Origin of the sequence: Clostridium sp. DSM 8431, from assembly GCF_900116755.1 — a bacterium.
Classification (GTDB): Bacteria; Bacillota; Clostridia; order Clostridiales; family Clostridiaceae; genus Clostridium.
On record NZ_FPBY01000032.1, the window covers coordinates 1 to 25,080 of the forward strand.

Annotated in this window: 17 protein-coding genes and 1 riboswitch; of the genes, 3 read left to right on the forward strand and 14 right to left on the reverse strand. The window is 29.1% G+C overall.

Annotation, left to right across the window (positions count from 1 at the left end):
• Nucleotides 1-355: 355 nt before the first annotated feature.
• The 9 genes from BM384_RS04865 to BM384_RS04905 all read right to left on the reverse strand — a co-directional run bounded on the left by BM384_RS04865 (nucleotide 356) and on the right by BM384_RS04905 (nucleotide 13,923).
• Nucleotides 356-5,434, reverse strand: coding sequence for a CIA30 family protein (locus BM384_RS04865; RefSeq protein WP_090011638.1), 5,079 nt, complete (start codon nucleotides 5,432-5,434; stop codon nucleotides 356-358).
• Nucleotides 5,435-5,695: 261 nt separating this feature from the next.
• Nucleotides 5,696-6,397 carry an MgtC/SapB family protein gene (locus BM384_RS04870; protein ID WP_090011640.1) on the reverse strand — a complete coding sequence of 234 codons (702 nt, stop codon included), beginning with the start codon at nucleotides 6,395-6,397 and terminating at the stop codon, nucleotides 5,696-5,698.
• 497 nt (nucleotides 6,398-6,894) lie between these two features.
• Entirely contained in the window at nucleotides 6,895-7,587 is a 693-nt protein-coding gene (locus BM384_RS04875; protein ID WP_175537284.1) for a 4'-phosphopantetheinyl transferase family protein, read from the reverse strand.
• 256 nt (nucleotides 7,588-7,843) lie between these two features.
• The gene (locus tag BM384_RS04880; protein WP_090011644.1) at nucleotides 7,844-8,395 is read right to left on the reverse strand and encodes a hemerythrin domain-containing protein; all 552 of its coding nucleotides are present in this window, start codon (nucleotides 8,393-8,395) and stop codon (nucleotides 7,844-7,846) included.
• 23 nt (nucleotides 8,396-8,418) lie between these two features.
• The gene (locus tag BM384_RS04885; RefSeq protein ID WP_090011646.1) at nucleotides 8,419-9,054 is read right to left on the reverse strand and encodes a hypothetical protein; all 636 of its coding nucleotides are present in this window, start codon (nucleotides 9,052-9,054) and stop codon (nucleotides 8,419-8,421) included.
• A gap of 233 nt (nucleotides 9,055-9,287) precedes the next feature.
• Nucleotides 9,288-9,878, reverse strand: coding sequence for a methyltransferase domain-containing protein (locus tag BM384_RS04890; RefSeq protein ID WP_175537285.1), 591 nt, complete (start codon nucleotides 9,876-9,878; stop codon nucleotides 9,288-9,290).
• Between the two features lie 120 nt (nucleotides 9,879-9,998).
• On the reverse strand, nucleotides 9,999-10,301 hold the full coding sequence (locus BM384_RS04895) for a hypothetical protein (protein ID WP_090011651.1): 303 nt from the start codon (nucleotides 10,299-10,301) through the stop codon (nucleotides 9,999-10,001).
• Nucleotides 10,302-10,354: 53 nt separating this feature from the next.
• Nucleotides 10,355-12,070, reverse strand: coding sequence for a S8 family peptidase (locus tag BM384_RS04900; RefSeq protein WP_090011653.1), 1,716 nt, complete (start codon nucleotides 12,068-12,070; stop codon nucleotides 10,355-10,357).
• Nucleotides 12,052-13,923, reverse strand: a complete 1,872-nt coding sequence (locus BM384_RS04905) for a S8 family peptidase (protein WP_090011655.1) — start codon at nucleotides 13,921-13,923, stop codon at nucleotides 12,052-12,054. The genes BM384_RS04900 and BM384_RS04905 overlap by 19 nt, the downstream gene beginning before the upstream one ends.
• Before the next feature lie 122 nt (nucleotides 13,924-14,045).
• Here BM384_RS04905 and BM384_RS04910 point away from each other — a divergent pair, with 122 nt between their 5' ends.
• Nucleotides 14,046-14,297 carry a kinase to dihydroxyacetone kinase gene (locus tag BM384_RS04910; protein WP_090011657.1) on the forward strand — a complete coding sequence of 84 codons (252 nt, stop codon included), beginning with the start codon at nucleotides 14,046-14,048 and terminating at the stop codon, nucleotides 14,295-14,297.
• A 118-nt stretch (nucleotides 14,298-14,415) separates the two neighbouring features.
• Here BM384_RS04910 and BM384_RS04915 read toward each other — a convergent pair whose 3' ends face one another.
• Nucleotides 14,416-15,723 carry an NCS2 family permease gene (locus tag BM384_RS04915; RefSeq protein WP_090011659.1) on the reverse strand — a complete coding sequence of 436 codons (1,308 nt, stop codon included), beginning with the start codon at nucleotides 15,721-15,723 and terminating at the stop codon, nucleotides 14,416-14,418.
• Nucleotides 15,724-15,793: 70 nt separating this feature from the next.
• Nucleotides 15,794-15,895, reverse strand: a riboswitch (purine riboswitch).
• Between the two features lie 194 nt (nucleotides 15,896-16,089).
• On the opposite strand from BM384_RS04915, the gene BM384_RS17570 reads away from it, so the two are divergent.
• Complete coding sequence (locus BM384_RS17570; protein WP_175537286.1) at nucleotides 16,090-16,227, forward strand: hypothetical protein; 138 nt, start codon at nucleotides 16,090-16,092, stop codon at nucleotides 16,225-16,227.
• A gap of 48 nt (nucleotides 16,228-16,275) precedes the next feature.
• On the opposite strand, the gene BM384_RS04920 is transcribed toward BM384_RS17570, so the two are convergent.
• Together BM384_RS04920 and BM384_RS04925 are read right to left on the reverse strand one after the other, a co-directional pair.
• A complete protein-coding gene (locus tag BM384_RS04920; RefSeq protein WP_090011661.1) occupies nucleotides 16,276-18,696 on the reverse strand; it encodes a M6 family metalloprotease domain-containing protein in 2,421 nt (806 codons plus the stop codon).
• Between the two features lie 27 nt (nucleotides 18,697-18,723).
• On the reverse strand, nucleotides 18,724-20,862 hold the full coding sequence (locus tag BM384_RS04925; protein ID WP_090011664.1) for a DUF6055 domain-containing protein: 2,139 nt from the start codon (nucleotides 20,860-20,862) through the stop codon (nucleotides 18,724-18,726).
• A 237-nt stretch (nucleotides 20,863-21,099) separates the two neighbouring features.
• Between BM384_RS04925 and BM384_RS04930 the strand changes: the two genes are divergently transcribed.
• Nucleotides 21,100-22,080, forward strand: coding sequence for an IS1595 family transposase (locus BM384_RS04930; protein WP_090011666.1), 981 nt, complete (start codon nucleotides 21,100-21,102; stop codon nucleotides 22,078-22,080).
• A 214-nt stretch (nucleotides 22,081-22,294) separates the two neighbouring features.
• Here the strand turns inward: BM384_RS04930 and BM384_RS04935 are convergent, their stop codons facing one another.
• Entirely contained in the window at nucleotides 22,295-23,446 is a 1,152-nt protein-coding gene (locus BM384_RS04935) for a hypothetical protein (protein ID WP_090011668.1), read from the reverse strand.
• Nucleotides 23,447-23,569: 123 nt separating this feature from the next.
• Complete coding sequence (locus BM384_RS04940) at nucleotides 23,570-24,568, reverse strand: RNA-guided endonuclease TnpB family protein (protein ID WP_347455053.1); 999 nt, start codon at nucleotides 24,566-24,568, stop codon at nucleotides 23,570-23,572.
• Between the last annotated feature and the right edge of the window lie 512 nt (nucleotides 24,569-25,080).

Below are 25,080 nucleotides of genomic sequence, written 5' to 3' on the forward strand. Positions count from 1 at the left end.
AAGCTCCGCTATGTCGGAAATCTTACCATTAAAGCATTTAGAAAATATCATAGCATTCATGATATTTTCTAAATGCTTTAACTGAGGATTTGTTAAGTAAAAATCAAAATTTAATTGATTAAAAAATTTGTATATTGATGGTTCGTTTGATATAATTGTGTTCTGAAACATTTATGTATCTCCTTGTTGAATTTTGTGTAGGAACTTAATTATAACAGAGATTTATCATAAATGTTTTTTTATTTTATTCAGTTGTAAAATTATTCAAGCATTTTTGCACTATTATAGTAATATAGAAAAACTGCCGCACTCAAACTTTAGTGCAGCAGTTTTTTTATTATAATTTTATATGGTTTTAGTCATTTACTACAGATTTTAAGTTAGGTAATTGTGATTTTAATCCCCAAATATTATAGTTCATTCCATTTCCTGAAATACCAAGTATCATTAACTTTTGGCATGAATATACTGGTGCAATATCTTTAACCTTAGTATTGCATAGATATAAATATCTTAATTCTGAAAGACCTTTTACTGGAGTTAAATCAGAAACATCTGTATTTGAAATATATAAATATTTTAGGTTTACTAACTTAGCTACAGGATCAATATTTGTAACCTTTGTACCAGTAACACTTAAGCTTAATAAAGAAGTCATTGATGATAATGTATTTAACATAGCATCTGTTACAGAGTTATTATCTAACGATAAGTATTTTAATGACATTAATGATGTTATAGGTGTAACATCTGTAATGCTATTTCCTGTCACATCAAGATCTCTTAAGTTAGTTGCATACTCTAAACCTTCAAGAGAAGTAATTCCTAAGTTTTTAGCATCAAGATTCTTAACCTTTGCCATATCAGCCTTAGTTAAAGTATCTGTTACTGATTTATTTAATAATTTACAGATTGCTGACTTAAGATTTGCATCCTTAACTGTAACTGTATTAGTATCTACAAGACTATCTTTAACAACTTTAATTCTTGCTTCAAGGTCAGTCTTATCTTTTCCACTTTCAAGTTTTGCAATTAATTTTTCTGCTTCAGTTATGTCAGCTTGAGTCTTACTATTTTCAGCTTTTTCTACTGCTTTTACTGCCTTTTCTAAGTCTTCAGCTCCAGTATTTACTTCAGACTGTTTAACAGCTTTAATATTATCAAATTCAAATGATGAATCTACTGTCCATGCTCCTGTATGTCCTTCTGGAACTATAGTATTACACCATAATCCAAAGCTTGTAATATTAGCTGGATCAAATGTTCCATTTTGTTTACCCTTGAATTCGCTAAATGGAATTACGAGTGTCGTACCTTCTGTTGTTCCTGCAAATTCTGGTAGATGAACTTCAAAGTCTTCACCATTACAAGTAATTTGAACAACTAACTTTTGAGCATTTCCATCTGGTTTAATATAAATTTGTAATGCATCATATGCTGACCAGTCACACTTCTTAGTATTTAACATTCCTGCATATCCTTCTTCAAGAACCTCTGTAGAAATCTTATAGTTAAATTTCATCTTGTGATTTCCGTCTTCATCTTTTACAAGAGTTGGAGTTAATGAACATCCTGCACCACAGTTTGTTCCCCAAGCTCCTTGAAGAAGTGAATCTTCATCTCCATAAGCTTCAAAATCATCTACAACATCATTCTTGATTTCTGGAACTGGAATGTTGAAAGTATATTTAGCTGATGTCTTAACTTCACCATCAATTGTAACTTCAATAGATCCAACTTTCTTACCTATTTTATTAAGTAAAGCTTCATCAATATCAGCTTCATAAAGACCACTTGCTTCATTTAATTTAGCATCTAATGTAGCAACTAATTCATCTCCCGCTTTAACATTAAACTTAATATCTGTTGAATCAGCACTTACCTTAGCTTTAATTGTTGCAGGATTTAATACTCTGCTTCCTGGTGCTGGGCTTTCAATATAAGCATATGAGAATGCGTCTCCCTTGTTAACTTTTACTTCTCTATAATCACCAACTCCATTTGCAAATACTGAGTTTTCATCATTATAGTAATTAATAAAGTTATCAACCATTTCATGTCCCTTAGTTTCATCAACCATATATGGAACATAGAAGTTGTCCTTAGCAAAGTTTGCCCATACCATATAGAATGGCATATTTGATTCACTTACTATTTCAGCTACATGTTGATACCAATCTTTATCAAGGTTTCCTGAAACAGCTGTAGCACCATTTTGTTCATAAAGTGAACCCTTAGTTGTTGCTATACCAGTTTCTGAAACAGTAGATAATTTTCCATGTTTTTCAGCTGCTGCATCAACTATTGCAATACTATCTTTAAGGCTCTTAAACCATCCATCAATTTCTGGGCCTCCCTTTGGATTGTTGTGATATTGGTCTATACCCATAATATCAACAAAGGCATCTCCTGGATATCTTTGTAAATAGTCATTTTCATCTATAAATGGTCCATTTGGTGAGAATACATATAAGAAGTTATGAACGTTCTTAGTATCTCTTAAATATTCTACAGTGTAAGCAAATAGACTCTTGTAAGTATCATCATCACAAGCACCTTTGCCCCACCAGAACCAGCTTCCGTTACATTCATGAAGAGGTCTAAATAATATTGGAACATCTACTTCATCCATTTGGTGACCAAAATCAGCTACCATATCAAGGTATCCATTATAAACTTCATTTAAGTCTCCACCTGGTAATATTCTCTCAGCAACATTACCTTCCATATCAGCTACAGTATATCCTGAGTAATCATATTTTCCATTCTTCTTACCTTTTTCAGCTACTCTTGCAAAGTTTGGCATGTGAACAGAAAGTGTTAAAATTGAACCCTTAGCTGCTTCTTCTTTACATACATCAGCTGTTGCTGTAACTAGGTCTCTTGTATCTCCTGGCTTTAATTGAAGTTCTGCTCCTGTAAATGATAATCCATCTATACCACATACTCCTGGAAGTGAACCAGTTAAATCTTCAACGTCTGAAGTAGCACCATTTGGCATTGTACCAGCTTTGTATGTTGTTGGATCTTGATGTCCAAATATTGCATACTTACTTTGTCCAATTCCCTTTAAGTAAGCTAAAAGGCTTGCTGTTGAATCTGTTGCCTTTGAGTCAACAAGTTGTACTGAACTTGGTGTTTGAAGGCTTGATATATCAACCTTTGTTGGATTAGATGTAGCTTCTACTGTTTTATTAACATAGATATCTTTAACCTTTGTATTACATAAGTTAATATCATCTATATACATAGCACCCTTATAATCAGTTGAAGAACCAACTAATGTAAGAATTACATTATTAGCTTTAACATCTTTACTATCAAATGTCATACTTACTGGAACTTTGCTTACACCATTTCCAAGATATTCAGATTTAGCAAAATCAATATCTGTACTCTTATTAATATCAGAGTTTATCCAGAATTGAGATTTAAATGATCCCTTAGTCATATTAGCTGGATTATAGTATAGGTTAAACTTAATAGTGTTGTATTCACCCATATTAATTCCATCACTTACCCAGTTGCTAAGTTTAACTTCTGACCATCCTGCACTTGAATCCTTTGTAAAGTCAAGATCAAATTTTAATGAACCACTTCCTGTGAAGCTTGTATCATATGAAACATCATGAGTTCCATGATAATCATAGTCGCTATCATACTTCCATCCATCTAATCCCTTAGAAGCATCATTGAAGTCCCAGATAAGTCCTGTAGCTACTTCTGCTTCTGAAGTCTTTGATTCATGTAATCTTAAATTATCTATATAAATATCACCTTTGTAAGTACATTCATAAGCATCTATTTGAAGATTAATATTTTGCATTCCCTTAACTACATCTGAAGGATTAACTACTACATGCTTTAATGAATATCCGTTGCCAAGGTCAGTAAAGTCTGAGCTCTTAATATCTGCCATACTATTATTAACCCAAGCCCAATTATCTCCATCAAAAGTAGTGAATCCACCTGCTATCTTCATTTGTCCATCAAAATTCTTATTCTTTGTAGGAATTAAAAGGTCAAATTCAAGTTTAGCATCCTTTGTAACATCATCATCACTCTTAGCATCAAATACCATTTGATGATTATTATTTTCCCAGTCATCTGTTCCATCAAACTTAGTTGGAACCTTTAATGCATTGCTGTCATTTACCTTTTCTATAGAAAGATCACTTGCAGAAATAACACCTGTTACAGTGTTTGGCATTTGATTAGCTTCAAAATCACTGTAGTAAATATTCTTATCAGTAACTACACTTCCTTCACCTGGAGTTTCTTTTCCTGGTTCTGAATATTTAATATTATCTACATAGAAGTCTCCAGAATAAGTACATTCCCAAGCTACTATTTGTAAATCAATTTTAAATAATCCCTTTACTTCACCTTCCATAGTTTGAGCAACATGTACCTTTGAATATCCATTACCCATATCAACAAAATCTGAACTAGTTATATCTTGGACGTTAAAGTTTACCCATCCCCATTCATCAGTTGATTCATCATGAGTTGTAACTCCACCTGCACCTTTCATTTGTCCAGTAAATGACTTATTAGCTGTTGGAATTATAATATCATATTCAATTTTAGCATCCTTTGATAGGTCCTTAGTATAGTTAGTTTTATAACTAATTTGATGTATGTTATCTTCCCAAGAATCAGTCCCATCAAATTTAGACTTAATCTTTAATGCTGTATTATCTTCTTCTAATGAAGCTGCAGTAACATCAGTTGATTTTAATACTCCTGAAACTTCATCTGGAAGTTTTGAAGTTTCTAAATCATTTTCAAAAATTATAGTATCTTTTGATTTATTTTCTGAAGATGCTGGTTTAGAAATTTTAACATTATCTAAATACATATCTCCTGCATAAGTACATTCATATGCATCTATTTGAATATCTAATTTGCAAGCTCCCTTAACATCTTCTGTAAGAGTAGTACTTACATGTACCTTTGAGTATCCATCACCCATATCTGAAAAGGCAGTGCTCTTTATATCTCCACAATCTAAGCTTGCCCATCCCCATTCATCTGTGGATGTGTCATGAGTTGTAAAGCCTCCTGCACTTTTCATTAATCCATTAAAGTTTTTATTAGCTGTTGGAATGATAATATCATATTCAACCTTTGATCCCTTTACTAAATCTTGATTAGATGTAGTAAATGCTATTTCATGTTTATTATTATCCCAATCATCTGTTCCATCAAATTTTGATGCAATTTTTAATGCCTTGTTGTCTCCTAAAGATTTTATTGCAACATCTGATGATTTTAATACTCCTGAAACTTCATCTGGAAGCTTTGATGCTTCAAAATCATTTAGAAATACAACATTGTCATTGGTAGCTGCTTTAGCCCCAATAGAAGCTTGAGGCGTAAAGCCTAAAACCATTGAACATGCTAAAAGTAAAGCAATATGTTTTCTCTTCATATCAAAAATCCCTCCTAAATTTGTCTTAAACGACTTACTTTTATTTTAAAAATTGTTTAAAAATAACACAACGAATATTCTTAAAACATACTATTTTGACTCTTAAAAGATATGCTTTTTTTAATCACGCTTTATATTTACAGCTTAAAAATAAGTGATGGTTTTGTTATGCCTAGAAAAGCTCAAAAAAAGAAAAGGTGAACATCCTTATAAAAATTTAAAAGGATATCCACCTATATTTAAATATCTAATTTTTTATCACTATACTTCTTCTACAAACTCAATACCTTCTATTTCCCAAAATTCAGCTATTACATCTGAATGATCAAATCTTTCCTTTGTTTTTATTCCGATTATAGCTCCTGACCTTGATTTATCTAAAGTTTTATCTTTAACAACTTGTATACTTAATATTTTTATGTTTTTTTCTCTCAAAAAACAAATAACCTCCCTTAAAACTTCAGGCTTTAAAAATTCTATATAAACATCCATAACTTTAGATATACCATAAACCCTTTTATCAAATTTATTTATAACAGCTATTACTCCAAATATAAAAATTATTCCTATAATAGCAAGCTCATAAAAACCTATACCTATTGCAAGTCCCATACATGCAGATGCCCAAAGACCTGCTGCTGTAGTTAATCCTCTTATTTGATTTTTGCTAGTTACAAGAATAGTTCCTGCACCTAAAAAACCAATACCACTTACTACTTGTGCTCCAATTCTTGTAGGATCTGATGATGCATTAAATTCTGATATTGCATAAATATTAGTCATCATAACTGAAGTAGCTCCTAAACATACAAGCATATGAGTTCTACAACCTGCAGCTTGTCCTTTTCTTCCCCTTTCAATTCCAACTACTCCTCCACAAATTACAGCCATTAAAAGTCTTACTATAATTGAAACTGCATTTAGTTCCTTTAGGTAGTCTGATAATTCCATTAACGTATCCATTTTGTCTCCCCCTTATAATGTAATATACTCATTATACAGGCATTCTTTACAAAACTCTATTTTATTTGGCTGTTTTATGAATAAAAGTGATAAAAATAGGTAAACATCTAAACATATGATACTCGGAAGTGATTGATTTGTGCTTATATAAGTACTTATTAATATTTCAAATAATAAAGAAACAACAGAATTAATTTGCCCTCATTGCAAAAATAAATACATAGTTAAAAATGGTAAGAATAAAGAAACTCAAAGGTATCTATGTAAGACTTGTAGAAAATCTTTTGTTAATAGCACCAATACTTCTATTTTCTCATCTAAAAAGAATTTAGAAACTTGGATTAGGTTCATTGAATATCTTATAAATCAATATTCTCTTAGCAAAATATCAAAGGAGAACATCCCTATTTAAGTACGAACTTTAAGGGACGTCCACCTATATTTAAATAGCTAGTTTTACTTATCACTTTATTTAAAAATACAGCCATTATATAAAGTTACAAATACTTTTTCATACTATATATTAAATCATTAAATGTTATTTCTTTTAATATAGCATCTTTTTTTCTTGAGCAGCAGGATAATTCATACTCCTCATCTATATTAAAATTATTGAAATATATATTTTTTTCATTATCTTTTAGATAATATGTATTATTTTCATTATTCTTTTCTATTTCAAAAGAATTAAGGGGAATACTTAGCCCCTTGCCTTCAAATTTTATATAACTTTCTTTAAAGGTCCAAAGTTTAAAAAATTCTATTATGCTTTTTTCTTCATTTAAATTTTCAATTCTTAAATATTCATTTTTAGTATAAAAGTTTTTTGCTAAGACTTTATATTCTGTATCTTTATTTATTTTTTCAACGTCTACCCCAATAGCTTCATTATCAAAGGCTGCTACCACATATTTTCCTGAATGGGATACATTAAAATTTATATTATCTTTATTAATTAAGTATGGTTTCTTAAACTCATTATATCCATAAATTATATCTTTATTTTTGTAATTATATTTCTCACAAACATAGCTTCTTACCATAATATCAGCAATTAAAGTTCTAATTCTATCTTCCTTACGTATAAATCTTAAAGCTTTTTTCTTTTTATTTTCATCCACAAAACTTAAAAGGAAATCTATATAATCCTCATAATTTATGCAGCTTATATCAATATAACAAACTTCCATTTCGTACCTCTCAAACATAAAATTATGTATTAATTATATAAATTTCCTTAGAATATGTATAGTATTTATTTTTTAAGTCTATAATAAAAAATGTGCTTAGGAAATTCTTTTTAAACTATGTATTCTAGAAAAACCTAATCACATTTTATATAACCAGTATGGTTAATTTTTTTAGAAGCTTAAGGGGTGTTTTAAACTTAAAGTATAATTTTATACAAACTATATACCACCTTAAATTTTATTTGATATATTTACCTTAAGCTTCTAACTTCTTTTCAAGCTCATCAAGGATCTGTAAATATTTTTCTTTATTCTTAGCATTTTCTTTTTCAAACTTTTCACAGTTTTCTTCAATTTCTTTTTTAGTTTCTTCACTTAAAGACTTTTCAGCAAACTTATAAACCACATTATTTTCTTTTTCTATATGTCTTGTTAATAAATTTGTATAAGAAATTGTACTTCCTATAATGTCTACTCTTGCTTCATCATTACCGTTTTTGTAACTTTCAAGGGCTTCTAATAGTTCTGAAACATAAAGTCTTCCTAAGTCATGTTCTACAAGCATGCCATGTTTAACTAACTTTTCAGCTACTTTTCCCATTTCATCCATCATCTTATTAAATAAGAATCCTTCTTCCTTGTTATGATGTATTTTATCAGCATAATTTTGTATAAAATCAGCTACTTTATAAAAATTATCATAATCAACATCTTCATTTTTAACAATTTTATAACATAACTTTCTTGCAACCTTTATTATACGTGTTACATTTTCATGTTCCTTAACCATTAGCTCAATTGATTTCATAAATTCAATACACTCCCTTTTAATTACTTTCTTCTTATGCTCATTACTCCATTTTCTTCTACATATTCAAATTCATCATTGATTGTTTGTATAAAACTTTCTACCCAAAGCTTTCTTAATCCATAAAATGTATCAACATTTACGTCTTCTCTTTCCCAAACTTCTTTATGAACGCACATGCTTCTTCTAAAGCTTACTATTTCTGAATTTGATTCTTCTATAACGTTAACTCTATCACATGGCATACCATCTAATATATAGTCATTAACAGCATTATAGATTTCTTCTGCACTATCTAATTTTGTTTCAGCTATAACTTCTTTTCCTGCTTTAATTCCTTGTTCTATATAAATATTTTCTAAAGCTTTCTTTACTTCTTTATTATTAGTGCTAAGTAAAGCATTAGTCCAAGCTGCCATTCTTCCTTCTGCTGCATGGATCTTTCCTTGTAGCCAACCATGGATATTTCCTGTATCTATCATATCTTCAAGTGGTTTATTGGGAGTTGGTTCACCATACTTTGCATTTATTTCTTTTGTAAGAGTATCAACATCTAAACCACTGTTTTTAGCTAATACTATAACATCTCTTTCTAAACCTTCAAACCATTGTATTTTATTAAATAGCCAATAATGTATTTTTCCCAAAAATAGGCTCATATTATTTTCCTCCCTTGTTTTTATCCTTTTTATAAATTTAGTATGTTGTAAAATGTCTCATTTTTATTTAGTAACCTTTGGCGTATTCTTCACGTCAAAACCATGAAATTATATTACTATACATATGATATTTTTTCTGTATCATTTGTTACGAACTTTAATTTAATTAAAAAAGTAGATATATCTAAATATTTTTTAATCATTCAGATATATCTACTCTTCATACAGCATATTTATTTAGTTTTCTTATTAACCATAAGGAATATTCTATCATGATCTTTAGAAACATCAATTTCCTCTTTAATTTCAAAGTAATCTTTTAGAATATCAATCCATTTTTCAGTAGTTAAGTTTCTTAAAAGGTTATCTTCTTCCATTTCAAAAAGCTCATCATTAAGCATTACTGCTCCTAAACTTTTAAGTTCCTCCTTATTTTTATAAGGTCTTACTTTAACAAAAATCTTTCCTTCATCTTTTACTATTTTCTTCAAATGATCTAATAATATGTAACTATCCATAATGGTCATACTGTCTAGTATATTAGCTAAAATTACAGCTTCATATCTATTATCTTTAATTGTTTTTAAAATTTCAACACTACCACATCTAAAGTTTGCCCTATCTGAAAGATTATTTTCTTTTACATTTTTTTCAGCTAAGAAAATTGCATTTTCTGAAATATCTATTCCAAAGCCTCTGGCATTTTCATTTTCTTTTAATGCTTCTATTAATAAAACACCATTTCCACATCCATAATCTAGTATCTTATTTTTATCACTACAAAGCCACGTTATAGCTTTTTTTAAATCTTTATGTATCTTCAAAAATATCACCTCTTTTTACATGTAATTTATACTACAACATTATAGCATAAGTTAAATTATCAATACTAATTAAGGCATTAAATGAAAACTAATTAAATATTTAAAATTTTTATTATTCTATTATAATATGATGTAACTTTTTTCATCATGAGTAACTATAACAACTGTTTTCCCTTCATTATTGAAAAATTTTAAGATTCTTAAACCCATATCTACTATATTCTTATAACCACATTCTAAACATAGTTGACTACTAGCATAATAATATGAAAATGCCCTTGCTGATGCACAAGTAGATGTAATTAATGTTACTCCTACCAATAAACTTATTATTTCAATTTCAACTTTTTTAAAATATTCTTTTGAATATTTTAAAATAATTATTGTATTTTTGTGATTTATCTGACCTATATTTTTAGGCAAAAAGAAACTGTTTATGAAAGATACTCTCTTCCCATAAACAGTTTTCTTATTTTCTAATTAATTTCATTAAATATATTGTAAATATTTAGAATACCATATCCCCAATTAGAGTTAGGATATATATTATCTCCACTTCTCCTTGTAACTCCTCTTTTTAAATAGGTTTTAATAGTCATAGCATACATATTAGGATAGTTTCCCTCTACTACCCCCCACTCAAGTAACATTGCACAGGCACCAGCTACTATAGCTGCTGCAACACTTGTACCATTAACTAAAACTGGTTTTCCTCCAGACGTAAAGGTTAAAGCATTAACACCTCCAGCTGCCACATCAATAATACTACTATTTTGAGGTGCAATTCCTGAATAATCTACTAAGGTATTATTGTTTTGATTATAAGCTGCCACAGTAGCTGTAATTTCAGTATTTCCTGGATTGGTTATAGTTCCATAAATATCATCAGGGCTAAAATAAGTTCCCCTATGAGTTATTCCTCTTTGAGGCATCCATACATTAAACTGCCCATCAAAAATCTCATTACCTATAATTCTAAGCCCCCATATACCAGGCTGTAAATCATAAAATCTAATTCTAATAAGTTCAGCTCCTGTACTTTCTTCAGGAAGATAATAATTAACCTTCATATTTGTCTTTTCAAAAATATAATTATAGTTACTAGTTCTATTAATTAATGTATTTACTACTCCACTACTTTCTCCAGAAGGTGAAATAACATCCACTGAAAAAATATTAGGATTTTCTACCCATATCTCAACCCACAAGTTCTTTTCTTCCTTTGATACATGTATATTAATAAATTTAGTTTTTTCATTTTCACTAAGTCTTCCTGAAGTATGACATCCTGATCTTTGTTCATTTCCAGTACCCGTAACTACTATAATCTTTGTTGTTAAAGATATAGCATTTATAAATTGATCTAATATTGCAGTTCCATTATGATTCCCTAAGTTACTTCCTAAAGGAAAATAAATTACCATTGGTCTTGAATTTTTTAAAGCATATTGATATAGAAATTCTAAAGCAGAAAAAATTATAGAAATATTGAAAACAGGCACTTCTGAATAAAAATACTTTTCAAATGCATAATCTTCTATAAGTTTTATGGCAATAATACTGCTTTTAGGAACCATACCAGTAAAATCTTTATTCTTTCCTGAAGCTGCTATAATTCCTGCCATTTCTGTTCCATGACCTATTTCATCTACACTTGGAACTATATTATAGGGATTCTCACCTCTTCTTTTTGCATCTATAGCACTTTGAATTTCTTCCTTTGAAAACACATGGCCAAAAGGTACACTTATATCATATTTCTGATCGTCTCTAGATATAGTCTGATCCCATATAAGATTTACTCTAGTTTTCCCTTCATCATCCATAAATTCTTCATTTAAATAATCAATACCTGTATCTAGTATTGCAATATCCACTCCATCTCCATATAAACTTAAGGGTTTATCGCATTGAATAAAACTAACTTGAGAAGCACTTTTGGGACTAATACTCTGTAAAGTAAACATTTCTGGAGGCTTAATATAAACTATTGTAGAAAAGTTTGTTTCTTCATCAACAATGCTACTATCATCTTTTGAAATTATCAAAATTGCATACTTATCGTTAATTATAATTACTTTATACTGTGGATAACTTTTCATTTCTGCTAAAATATCACCTTGATACTGCACTAGATATTCATAGTAATCAACATCTTTTAACAAATTAGTTATTAAAGAATTCTGCTCCATATTATACCTCCTGAATTTGCTTTTGGTATTCTTAAAAAAATATTTTCATCTATTTTCTCTTCAATATAATCACTATTTTCATCAGATGTTAAAAGACCTCTTCCTAAGGTTGAAGTATTATAAATTCTTGCTATGCCATTAAATATATTTAAAAGATCAAAAATTCCATAACCTAAATTTATACTTGGGAAAACTTCATTTCTACTTCTTCTTGCTCCATAAATTAAATAACTTCTCATCTTCCTAGAATACATGGTACTATCATTCCCTTGTATAATGCCCCACTCTAATAAAAGTGCACATCCTCCTGCAACAATTGCGCTAGCAGCTGAACTTCCTGACATACCTGTAATAATTCCTAAAGGAGAAGGAACTGCAATATTAACTCCTAGAGTTGAAACATCAGAAATATTAGAAGGTTCTTTAAAGGTATAACTTCTTAAAATTCCCTTTCCTGAAGATGCTACAATTCTTTCATCTTCTCCATAATAACTTACAGATATAAAATTAATAGCTGTTGAGGGTATAGTTACAGTATTTTTCTCAGTAGCTTCTAAAAATTTTAATCCTTCTGGAATTAATTCATGAGGTGGAAGCCATATATCAAATCTACCATTTACCACATAACTACCTACTAAATTTATTCTCCATATTCCTGGCTTTAAATTTTTAAATTCTATTATAATAACCTCATTTCCTGTAAATGGATCAGGGCTTCTAAAGGTTACTTTCATTCTTGTTGCTGTAAAAACAAATCTATATTCTTCTTTTCTATTAATTTTTACCTGAATAATGCTAGAAGATTCTCCATTTGGTGAAACAACATTAACAGCAGCTCTATCAGGTCTCTCTACCCATATAAATAAAGTTAAATTCTCAATTTCTCTTGGTACTGAAAGTTCATTAACTACAGTATCACCTGGATATCTTAAAAATCCAGTTCTATGGCCACTACTATCTCCCTCATTTCCAGCTCCAGTAACAAAGCACATTCCTCTAATAGCTCCAAGAGTATCAACATATTGAGAAATAAGGTTTTTTCCATCATGACTTCCCTCTGTAGCACCGACTCCTAGATAAACTACCATAGCTTTACTTTGAAGCTTAAAAAATTCTTTTCTCATAAATTCTAAGGCTGCCACAACTTCAGAAACATTATAAGCAGCCTTATCATTTATCCCATTTTTACTCATAGCTAACTTAAAATCTTCACTTTCAAGAAGCTTTACAACTATAAAGTTACACTGAGGTGCAATTCCTGAATAATCAAATTCATTTTCTCCTCTTCCTCCAATAATAGTTGCAATTCTTGTACCATGATTCCTAGTATCTCTAGATTGAACAATGTTATATGGATTTTGATTATTTCTTGCGGATTCAAGGGCTCTATTTATCTCTTCATTTCTATAAACTCTCCCTATGTATTCTCCATCATTATTACTGCCAGGTATGCTTTGATCCCATATCTTTGTGATTCTTGAAGTTCCATCTTCATTAATAAGATATTTATTTAAATAATCTACACCAGTATCAATAATTCCTACTGTAACTCCTAAACCATTAAGGTCTAAATAAGGGTTAATCTTTATATGATTAATATTTCCCACCATACTAGGCATTGTTTCTCCAAGGGCATACATCATTCTAAAATCCACATAAACAATAGAAGGCACATCTTTTAAAAGCCTTTCTAGATTTTCAGGTCTTAAGGAAATAACCCCTATCCCCGTATTAGTTAAAACATCTCCTGTGGCATAATCTAACTTATCAATCTGTTCTTTAAATTCTCCTCTATATATAACAAGATAATTTCCAGTTTCCGCATTAAGATAAAAATCCTTTTTATTTTCCACATTCTCCTCCTATTTATCTTTTTATAATTATAGTATTAGAAAATATTGAAAATGTTATAAAATACTGATTTTTTATTTCCTATATCTATATGGTATACTACTAAAGGAAGGAGGCATTTTTTATGCTTGAATTTAGATATGATACACAATTATTAATTGAAGGAAAAGATCTTGATGAAGATAAAATAAATGAATATTTTGTTGAGAATTTTGTAGGAGATTCTCTTTTAGCTGTTGGTGATGATGAACTTATAAAAATTCATTACCACACAAATGAACCATGGAAGGTATTAGAATACTGTTCTACTCTTGGAGAAATATTTGACATTGTTGTTGAAGATATGGATAGACAATCAAGAGGATTAAAGGGGTAATGTAGAATGGAGGTTGAAACTCCTGTGGAGTTTTTTCCTTCATTCGCAATTCCTAATTAATTCTAAATTTTAAAAAGGCTGCTACGCTATTTTCTTTAGCGTAACAGCCTTATTTATATTATTTTACTACAAAGTATATTAAGAATAATACTCCTAAGCAATACATAACTGGATGTACTTTTTTATAGTTTCCTTTAAATACATTTAATATAACATAGCTTAAAAATCCACAGGCAATACCTTCTCCTATGCTATATGTAAGTGGCATCATAATTACTGTTAAAAATGCTGGAATAGATATTTCAGAATCATCCCAATTAATGTTTCTTAAGTTGCTGCACATAAGTGATCCAACAATTATTAAAGCTGCTGCTGTAACTTCACTAGTTACTACACTTAAAAGTGGTGAGAAAAATAATGAAATTAAAAATAACACTCCTGCAACTATACTTGAAAATCCTGTTCTAGCTCCTACCGAAATTCCTGATAATGATTCAACATAAGCTGTTGTATTGGTTGTCCCAAAAATTGAGCCTATGCATGTTGCAATGGAATCTGCTAATAATGCTCTTGAACCATTTTCTATGCTTCCATCTTCCTTCATAAGACCTGCTTCTGCTCCAACTGCAACTAAAGTTCCTGCTGTATCAAAAAAGTCCATAAATAATAATGTAAAAATAACTAATGCCATTTGTGAATTAAATACATCTTTTATATTAGAAATTGCAACCCCAAATGTTGGTGCCATTGATGGTGGTGTTGATACTACTGCATCTGGAACTGATATAATTCCTGTAAGTAATCCAACTATAGCTGTAAAAACCATTCCTAAGAAAATTGCAATTTTTGAACCTCTAACCATAAATATTGCTGTAATTAAAAGACCAAATATAGCAAGTAAAACTTTTGGATCAGTAAAATCACCTATACCTACAAAAGTAGAAGGGTTAGAAACAATTATACCTGCATTTTTAAAACCAACAAAAGCAATAAATAAACCTATACCTGCACTTACTGCAAATTTTAAATCTTGAGGTATTGATGTTATTATAAGTTCTCTAAGTCCTGTAACTGATATAAGAAGAAAAATAATACCTGATACTAAAACACCTGCTAAAGCAGTTTGCCATGGTATATTCATTCCTAAACATACACTATATGCAAAAAAAGCATTAAGACCAATTCCTGGTGCTAATCCCATTGGAAACTTAGCTACTGCACCCATTATAAAAGTTCCTACTGCTGCTACAAGGGCAGTTGCTGTAAATACACTTTCTTTTGGCATTCCTGTTTCTGATAAAACACTAGGAATTAAAAATAAAGCATAAGCCATTGTAAAGAAGGTTGTAAGTCCTCCTATTGTTTCTTTTTTAAAACTAGTTTCTTTTTCTTGAAAATTAAAATAATTTGATAAGAAATTTTTCATTTGTATATTCCTCCATGCTACAAATAGTATACGTCTTAATCGCATGAAAAGTGAGGATATTGAGATATGTGTTTAAAATTTTACATATCGTAGTCAGATTATTTATGGTAACCTGGTAGAAACTGTTGAACCTTATTATCAACTTTATACGATAGACGATACCCTTTGAATTATATGAATTTATATTAATACATTTTTTTATATTTGTCTACTTTTTTATTTTTTTATAATATTTTTTTATAAAAAGCATATAATAATTGCGTAATCCATTCTTTAAATTATGAAGGTTTGTGTCTTATAAATATTTATTTACAAAATATTCATATATCCTTTAAAATATATGGTAATATCAGGAGGAGGATACTTATGAAATATAGCAATTGTAATGAAAAAAACAAAGCAGATGTAACATCAAAAAAATATGCTGAAAGTATGAAAAACCAAGCTCACGATCAAAGTCCATATGGAGAAGAAGAACCTTCAGTTCATACTACATACAAATAGGTTGTATAAAAAAACTGCATGAAAAATCATGCAGTTTTTTTAATATTTTTATGGTTCTACTCCATTAACTATTTCTCCATTATAATAAATTACAACACCACTTGGATTATTATAAGAATAGTCATTTAAAAAATTGAAACTACTCCAATCATTCTTAGCAATTCTTGCACCAATATATAAAGATGCTCCATTATCTAAAACATCATTTGCACTAAAAGTATATTCAACATAATGGTCAGCATTTGCTTTAATATTATTCATTCTATATACTTTTCCATTCATTTTACTATTGATACTTAAATACCAAGGAGCTCTATCATAGCTTATGGCAGCTGAATCTATCCATACTGTTTCATCAGCATCTCCCTCTGCTGTAAAATAATATCTTACTTTTAATTTAGATAAATCATAAGATTTATTTCCTATAGCCTTAATAGTTAAAGGTGTATTTAAAGTATTACCTGAAGTATTTAAACTATTAGCACTTACTTCAAAATTTCCACTAACCTCTTCATGTGAAGGTTCCTCTACTGTTTCTCCTACTATATTTAAATTTAATATAGCGCTTATGCCAGCTGTAAATTTAACTTTTAGTTTTTTAGCCCCTTCAGAAAGATTAGTTAAATAACTTTGTTCTATAGAAATTACCTCTCCCCAGCTTGTATTTTTAACTACATTGTAATCTACACCCTTAACTAATATTTTATTATCTAGTTTTATTGATGATACATCATTTCCATTTAAATTAACCCTTATTATCATATTTTCTGGTGATGATTTATAAAAATAATAGTTTGTTTCATCAATAATTGAATCTTGCACAGCTGGCTTTTCTGGCTGTTCTACTTGTCCACCTTCTTCAACATAAGAAGGATTGCCAACAATAAATGTCATTATATCCCCTTTAGCACTTATATTTGAAATATTTAATCCTGAATCAGAGTTATTCCACCACTTTGAACTTGGGCTTGTACTATAATTAAAAGAATCTTTATATCCACCATAGAAAAGGTCTCCTAAGGCTCCATTATTATAGCTTTGTTCAATTTCTTTTCTTCCATCTGCTTGAACTACTGATACTTGATAATGACTGTAAGTAGTTCCTTCTGGTCTTGAATTATCGCCTGTTTCATCAATATGCCAAATCATTAACCCAAAGTCAGGAATAGTAACATATCTTCCTTTCCTTTCAAGATTTTCTATTAGATAATATTCCCTTGGATTACTAGTATTTGTCCATTTATAAACACTATGAGTTCCTGCTTCAGAAGAATCAGCTTCTATCTTAGAATTATTTATGCTATTTAAGTCAATTGCATTATTCCATCCTGCAATAATGCTTCTGCAGTAAGGATCTGGTGGTGCTGGATTTTTAATATCTGAAATATATGACATTATAGTATATGTTCCACATCCACCTGAGCCATTTATCCCATCATAAAGATCTGGGAAACCAAATAAAAGGTGGCAGTCTTCATGGCACATAGTATCTAATGATAATTCAGTTCCAATGTTACTTAACTGATATTTATGAATGTTAACTCCACCAGAATAAAATCCTTCTGGAATATAACCTTGATGAGGCCATAATCCATTAGCCCATCCTGCATCAGGATCACCTGCATAAAGTATATTAACAGCTCTTGGCTCACCATTTTCATCTACAGATAAAGTAGAAAAATCAAAACCTGATCTTCTTAATCCATTTAAAGCTTCTCTTACTAACTCTAAAGCTTTACCATAGTCTGTAGAATTTACATTATCATAATAAGATTTTTCATGTTTTGCAGTATAAAACTCAGTTACTGTATTAGAATATTCAACATTTCCACCTGAAATATCATAAAAGTAATCTCTTACAGACCCATTATTATTAAATCCAGTATATCCTTTTTCATTAATAAAGCTGTCTATCTCTTCTCTAGTAACAGAACTTTTTACATCTGGGAAATCTATTAAAATGGTTAATCCATTTATCTCTTCTTTAGAATAAGAATTTGTTTGAGCCTTTAAAGCATACTTATTAAAAATTTCTTTTTCATTTTCTTCTGATTCCTTAGCATTTAGCTCTTCTCTATTTTCAGTAATTTCTTCTTCAACTTTTCTACTTGAATTAGATAAATGTTTAGATCTATTTTTTACATCACTAAAAATCTTTTTATAAAAAGGTCTATTATCTTTATAATTTTCACCATTATAAACTTCATCTGATGCTTTTAAGCTATCACCATCTTTGTCAGCATAGCATATCCAGCCTTCATCATTTCTACATAAAGTATAGCCATCAATACTTTCTATTGAAGTATAATATTCATCTCCAGTAACTTTTACCTCTACAGATGAATTGTCTGGCTGTTTTAATTCCATACTTTTATTATTATATACAGATGCATTTGCATTAAGGCTTGTCCCTATGCATACAGAAGAAATAGCAGCTATCATTAAAATATGTTTTCTTATATTTTTCATCTCTCAATTAACTTCCTTTCTTCTATATTAAGGTTCAACACCATTTATAACTTGATCATTATAGTATACAACTATTCCATTTACATTTTTGTATGAGTAATCATTACTTAAATCAAAATTACTCCAATCATTTTTAGCAATTCTAGCTCTAAGATTAAGAGTAGCTGTACTATCTATAACTTCATTATTATTAAAAGTGAATTCAACATAGTGATCTGCCTTAGATGAATTTATATTCTTAATTTCTGCATTTGCTGTAGAATTAATTGCCATATACCATGGAGCCCTTGTATAGCTTAAAGCTGCTGTATCTATCCATACACTTTCATCACAGTTTCCTTCTGCACTATAATAATATCTTATTTTTAACTTAGATAAGTCATAAGAATTATTTCCTATTGGTTTTATGCTTAAGTCTGTATTAATGCAATTTGTAATAATGTTATCTGAAGTCTTTGAAATTATTTCAAAGTTACCCTCTTTAGGTTCAGTTGGTATAACAGGCTCTTCTACATCACTTTTATTAGGAATATTAATAGTTAAATTTGAACTCTTTCCTGCTGTAAAATCAATTACAAACTTATTTTGTCCTGCCTTAAGAGTGTTAAGATATTCTTTTTTGAAAACTAACACATCTCCCCAGCTTGTATTTTTAACAACTGTATAATCTAATTCTTTTGTAAGAGTCTTATTGTTTAATTTAACTTTTGATACTTTATTACCATTTAAATTTACTGGCACTATAACATCTGATGGATTTTCTGAATTAAATTCAGCATACTCTGTAGAAAGCTCAGAATTTTGAGCTTGCACTGGAGTTTCTTCATTGCTTGTACTAACTTTTATTGAATAAGGATATCTTGTACCTTCTCCTGATGCAAAAATATCTAAATCTTTCATTTTATCAGGTGTAGCACATACAACAAGATAAACTTTATCTTCATCGCCTTGAAGATTTAAAGAATTTGTACCACTATTCCAAGTGCTTGAATATCTTGTGTCTCCAGAGTAAGTTTCTGATACAATTGTTACTCTATAATCTGCTCCATTATCTTTACTTCCATTAAAATCAACAGTAACTTTTTTAGCATTTAAATCTACATCTAAAGGATCTATATTATATCCTGCTTGCATTGGTGCTCTGTTATAAGGTACCTTTAAACTTCCATCACTTTGTCTTTCAAGCTTAGTATATATTTCATTCATATTGTGGCTTCCACTTTGTAAAAGCTCATTTAACCTTACTTTATAGGAAGCTTGTCTCTTGAAATCATAAGTTACCATTCTCTTTGTATATCCACCTAATATATCTTTTAGTGGAGTACCTGAAAGTCTTTCTATTTTATCAAACATACTTCCAGTGCTTCTATCTCTTAAAATACTTCTCATAAGATCAAGTCCAAGACCTTGCATATTATCTGGATTTTCAGTTATATATAATAATATTGGCCATGCATCATACCAGTTCTTAGTATGTGGGAAATACCAATCTGAATTAAATACTAATGGTCCAAAAAAGTCTGCATCTGGTCCATACGTCTTATTACCATATCTATAATAAGAACTTCCTAAATATTGATCTCTAAACCAGTTTGCCATAGCTTCATACCATCCATTTGCTGTACCTCCACCCATATGATAAGTTACAACATGCGCAAATTCATGGGGAACAACCCAGCTAGGTGGATCTACTCTTAATGCACCTGGATCTAAAACCATAAAGCCAAGTCCATCCCTATCAACTGACATGTAAGCCCAGTCATCTTCAATTTTATTAAGTCCAGTATTGGCAATATAAAGATTTGTTTTATACTTTCCACTTATAGCTCCTGTCATAGATGAACATGGATCATTCATGCCTAATACATCAACATAAAATGCTCTTATAGTTTCTAGATTTTGAAGATTACCTTCTACTAACTGTCTATTTACCGTTCCTGTTTTATCACCATTTCCCCAAATAATTTGAAAGTGTTCTGATTCTAGTCTATTTACACTTCTATCACTTAAATCGTATACAGGATCTCGTGTAATATAACCACTTTCTACATTTGTTGAAATTACAGCTGAGCTTAAAACGTTTGCAGCCTTTGCTGTTACTAAGAAAGTACTACTTTGGCTTAAAGCTATTGCTGTGGTTAACATTAAAATTAACGCTTTTTTCATTTTTCATCCCTCATTTCTATTAAATTACAAAAATAGTATAACATTTGATTTAATCTTGAGGTTTTATTTTTCGTAAACGTTAATATTTTAATCATAAAACTTTATAAATTTATATATTTGCTGTACACGCTTTCCTCATTTTTCTCACAAATATTTGCATAAAAAAGGCTGTGTTATGAATAAAAGTGATAAAAATAGGCAAGTATTTAAACAAATGATTGTTAGGAAGTGATTGATTTGTGTTCAGATAACTATTTTAAAATTCTAGAAAATATAAAACTTTTAAGTAATGCAGCTAAAAGGAAATTATTAATAGATATAAGTATTTTAATTAATGTTTCAAATAATAAAGAAACAACAGAATTAATTTGCCCTCATTGTAAAAATAAATACATAGTTAAAAATGGTAAGAATAAAGAAACTCAAAGATATTTATGTAAAACTTGCAAAAAATCTTTTGTTAAAAGTACTAATACTCCTATTTTCTCATCTAAAAAGAATTTAGAAACTTGGATTAAGTTTATTGAATACCTTATAAATCAATATTCTCTTAGTAAAATATCAAAGGAGCTAAATATTGCAGTTAGCACAGCTTTTATCTGGCGCCATAAAATCTTAGATGCCATTAGAGAGCATTATAAATGCTTGGATTTATCTTCAAAAATTCAATGCGATGAAACTTTCTTTCAAGAATCCTTTAAAGGAAATCACTCTAAAGATGGCTTTGTTATGCCAAGAAAAGCACATAAAAGAGGAGGTCAGGCAAGATATAGAGGCATATCTAAGGAAAAAGTATGTGTTTTAACTGCATTAGATAGTAATAACAACTTATTTATTGCTCCAATAGCTATGGGTAAGCCCTCATCAAATGATCTTATAAGAAGTATTGGTAAGACTATAAAACCAAAAAGTTTACTTATAACAGACAGTCTTTTTAGTTATAAGATATTATCATCCTTTTGTAAAATAAGTCATATAGCTATTCCAAAGGGACTTCATGAATTTAAACAATACAATATTCAAAAAATAAACAGCATTCATAGCAACTTAAAGAGATTTATAGCTGTGTATAGAGGAGTGTCAACTAAATATTTAGCAAACTATTTAGCTCTTTTTAAATTTATATTTTCAAAAATTGATGAAAACCCAATAAATATAAAAGGAGAACATCCCTATTTAAGTACGAACTTCAAGGGACGTCCACCTATATTTGAATAGCTAGTCTCACTTATCACTTTATTTAAAAATAAAGCCTAAAAAAAATACCTAAATATATTAGGTATTTATCCAACAACTATAGGCGTGCTTGCAGCTATTAAAATAATTAATGCCAATAATCCCCTTACTATTTTCATTAAATTTTCTCCCACATAATTTAATATAGTCTTTAGACATAATTTAATTATAACATTTTAGTATTATTATGTAAAAATTACTTTTCTATAGTAGCTGCCACCTTAGACATTTTTCTATAAAACTTATATTCTTCAATATAATCTGCTTTAATAATATTTAAATAAACTCTTTTTATAACTTCATTATTTTTGCTTTCTCTAATCCACTTTTTCCCCATACTCTTCTTATTAACTTTTTCAGCTTCACAAATATAATAAACAATTTTATCATTCATTACATCATTAATATCTTGTATACCATCACTTAATTCTTTAAGATATTCAAAAATCATATTTTGAACTAAACTATCCCATCTAAATCTTTGAAAAATTATATTTAACTTCCTTAAAAGCTCTGAATATGACTTACTTGCAAAAAACAACTTAATATATGGATAAAATCTATCTACCTTTTTATCCTCTATATTAGCTAATATAGTATATAAAAATTCATCATCTAATTCGAAAATATTATCAAAGGTAAACTTTGAGTCAATTCTACATCTCCACATAAAATAATTATAAAATTCATCATTACTAATAATATTTTGAACTTTAATCTTATTATTACACATATACCTATAGCTAAAGGTCATAATGATATTATTGTCTTTAACCCTATAAATATCATTTCCACATCTACTCTTCTTAAATAGTAATTTTTTTATCTTAGAAAAAGCTTTATCAATATCATATTCTTTATCATATTCCCTTAAAGCTTCAGCTATTAATTCTCTAAGTTTAACTCCATTTATACCTTTGATGCCTTTTTTCACTATATAATAGGAAATATAGGAGGCTGCATTTTTTATAGTTTTACTTTTAACAATAGTTTCAATATATTTTTCATATAAATCTATCTCTGATTTTAAATCATATATAAAAGAGATATCAAAGCCTTTCTCTATAATCCTTAATATATAATTTAAGTTAATAGGTCTATATAAAAAACACTCAAGATTATTTTTTCTTAAATAAGACTTAAATTCTTTAAAATCATCTGCATCAGAAAAATAATTTCTTATAACTTTTTTATAAACTTCTCTAACACTAAAACTATCAATATTATATATTTTATCAAATTCAATATCTTCTATTCTCTCTTCTGATGCCATTATAAATTTTATATGCTTTAAATTTTTATTATTAAAAATCTCTTCTTTAACCCTTCTCTTTAGCATATAATCCATAGAATCATAATTCTGAACCTCCCACGACTAAAGTCGCATGGTTCTTGGTCGATAGTACCACTCTGTACTAAGCAAACCCAAGCTATCCCCATAGTTCCTACGGTTCTTATATATATTATCTATTTATATAGTTATATTTCTTAATCCTTCGTTTAATATATTTATCGCTGCATTTATATCTCTGTTATGTTCTGCATTACATTTAGGGCAAATCCATTCTCTAATCTTTAAATCTTTTACTTCTTCGTTTTTATATCCACACTTATTGCATAGCTGTGAACTCGCAAAGAATTTATCTACTTTAATTATTTCTCTACCATACCAATTAGCCTTATATTCTAACTGTCTTATAAATTCTGACCATGATACATCTGCTATTGATCTAGCAAGTTTTTCATTCTTAATCATGTTTTTAACTTGCAAATCTTCAATGCAAATAACATCATTTTCTCTTATTAATTTAGTAGATAGCTTTTGCATGAAGTCCTTTCTTTGACTATAAATACGTTCTTGAAGTCTTGCTACTTTTAATCTTGCCTTATTTCTATTTGAACTGCCTTTTGATTTTCGAGACAGCCCTCTTTGTAACTTAGCAAGTTTATTTAATGACTTCTTTAAGTATTTTGGATTTTTAATTGTTTCGCCATTACTTGTAATAAGAAATTCTTTAATACCTAAATCTAATCCAATATCACTATTAGAATTTTCAAGCTTCTTGATTTCTATATCCGCACAACATAGTGAAACATAATATTTCCCACAATATTCTATATTCCCATTAGTAAAATTAGTTCTGTATGAAAATCTGTTAGTTTTTTTAGATTTAAATTTAGGAAAACCTATCTTTTCTTTAAAGAATTTTTTATATGCAGCTTCTAAATCTTTAAGTGAGTTTTGTAGTGAAAATTTATCCGGTTCTTTTAACCATACTAATTCTTTCTTTAAGTTAGTTAAATCTGAACTACATTGCTTATAAGAATAAGTTTCTTTATTGTTTTCGTATAATTCAATTCTTTTAGCTAAATATCTATTATATACAAATCTACAGCACCCAAATGTTTTATTAATTAATTCTTCTTGCTTTTTATTCCGATACATCCTAAACTTATAAGCCTTTTCCACTACAAACACCTTCTCTCTACTTGATTTTATATATTCTTTCATTATTCATCCTTATAATAGGATTAGCATATATAAAAAAATTATAATCAAATATTTTAAAAGGTTTATCGTAATTTTTAAATAACATATATAAGAACCGTAAGTTCTTAACTTTAATCGCTTTTTAAGGTTATCGTTCACATAAAACGCTACTTTTTATGCAGTTCTCTTATGAACTTCTTAATATTTCTATTAAGCACAGACTATATCTTATCCTACAGCATTGCCTGTTTAGGTCTACCCACTTCCACTACCAATAGCTTGTAGTGTACTCCCCTCAGGAGGGATAGTCGTTGAAGTTTCTCCTATTTAGAGCTTACCTGCTGATTATCCATTGTATATGCACTTAGGATTTAACCTTATGCCATCTAACTAATTCTTTCTACTTTCGTAACCTTCACGCTTAACTTTATTTCATGCTTACGTTGTGGTTTAGTTAGCTTTAGGAGTTTCCAGCAATTCAAGTAGTATTG

Coding starts and splice junctions, on each gene's coding strand:
- BM384_RS04865 (WP_090011638.1), bottom strand. CDS start 5,434: ATGAAGAGAAAACATATTGCTTTACTTTTAGCATGTTCAATGGTTTTA.
- BM384_RS04870 (WP_090011640.1), bottom strand. CDS start 6,397: ATGGATACGTTAATGGAATTATCAGACTACCTAAAGGAACTAAATGCA.
- BM384_RS04875 (WP_175537284.1), bottom strand. CDS start 7,587: ATGGAAGTTTGTTATATTGATATAAGCTGCATAAATTATGAGGATTAT.
- BM384_RS04880 (WP_090011644.1), bottom strand. CDS start 8,395: ATGAAATCAATTGAGCTAATGGTTAAGGAACATGAAAATGTAACACGT.
- BM384_RS04885 (WP_090011646.1), bottom strand. CDS start 9,054: ATGAGCCTATTTTTGGGAAAAATACATTATTGGCTATTTAATAAAATA.
- BM384_RS04900 (WP_090011653.1), bottom strand. CDS start 12,070: ATGGAGCAGAATTCTTTAATAACTAATTTGTTAAAAGATGTTGATTAC.
- BM384_RS04910 (WP_090011657.1), top strand. CDS start 14,046: ATGCTTGAATTTAGATATGATACACAATTATTAATTGAAGGAAAAGAT.
- BM384_RS04915 (WP_090011659.1), bottom strand. CDS start 15,723: ATGAAAAATTTCTTATCAAATTATTTTAATTTTCAAGAAAAAGAAACT.
- BM384_RS17570 (WP_175537286.1), top strand. CDS start 16,090: ATGAAATATAGCAATTGTAATGAAAAAAACAAAGCAGATGTAACATCA.
- BM384_RS04920 (WP_090011661.1), bottom strand. CDS start 18,696: ATGAAAAATATAAGAAAACATATTTTAATGATAGCTGCTATTTCTTCT.
- BM384_RS04925 (WP_090011664.1), bottom strand. CDS start 20,862: ATGAAAAAAGCGTTAATTTTAATGTTAACCACAGCAATAGCTTTAAGC.
- BM384_RS04935 (WP_090011668.1), bottom strand. CDS start 23,446: ATGGATTATATGCTAAAGAGAAGGGTTAAAGAAGAGATTTTTAATAAT.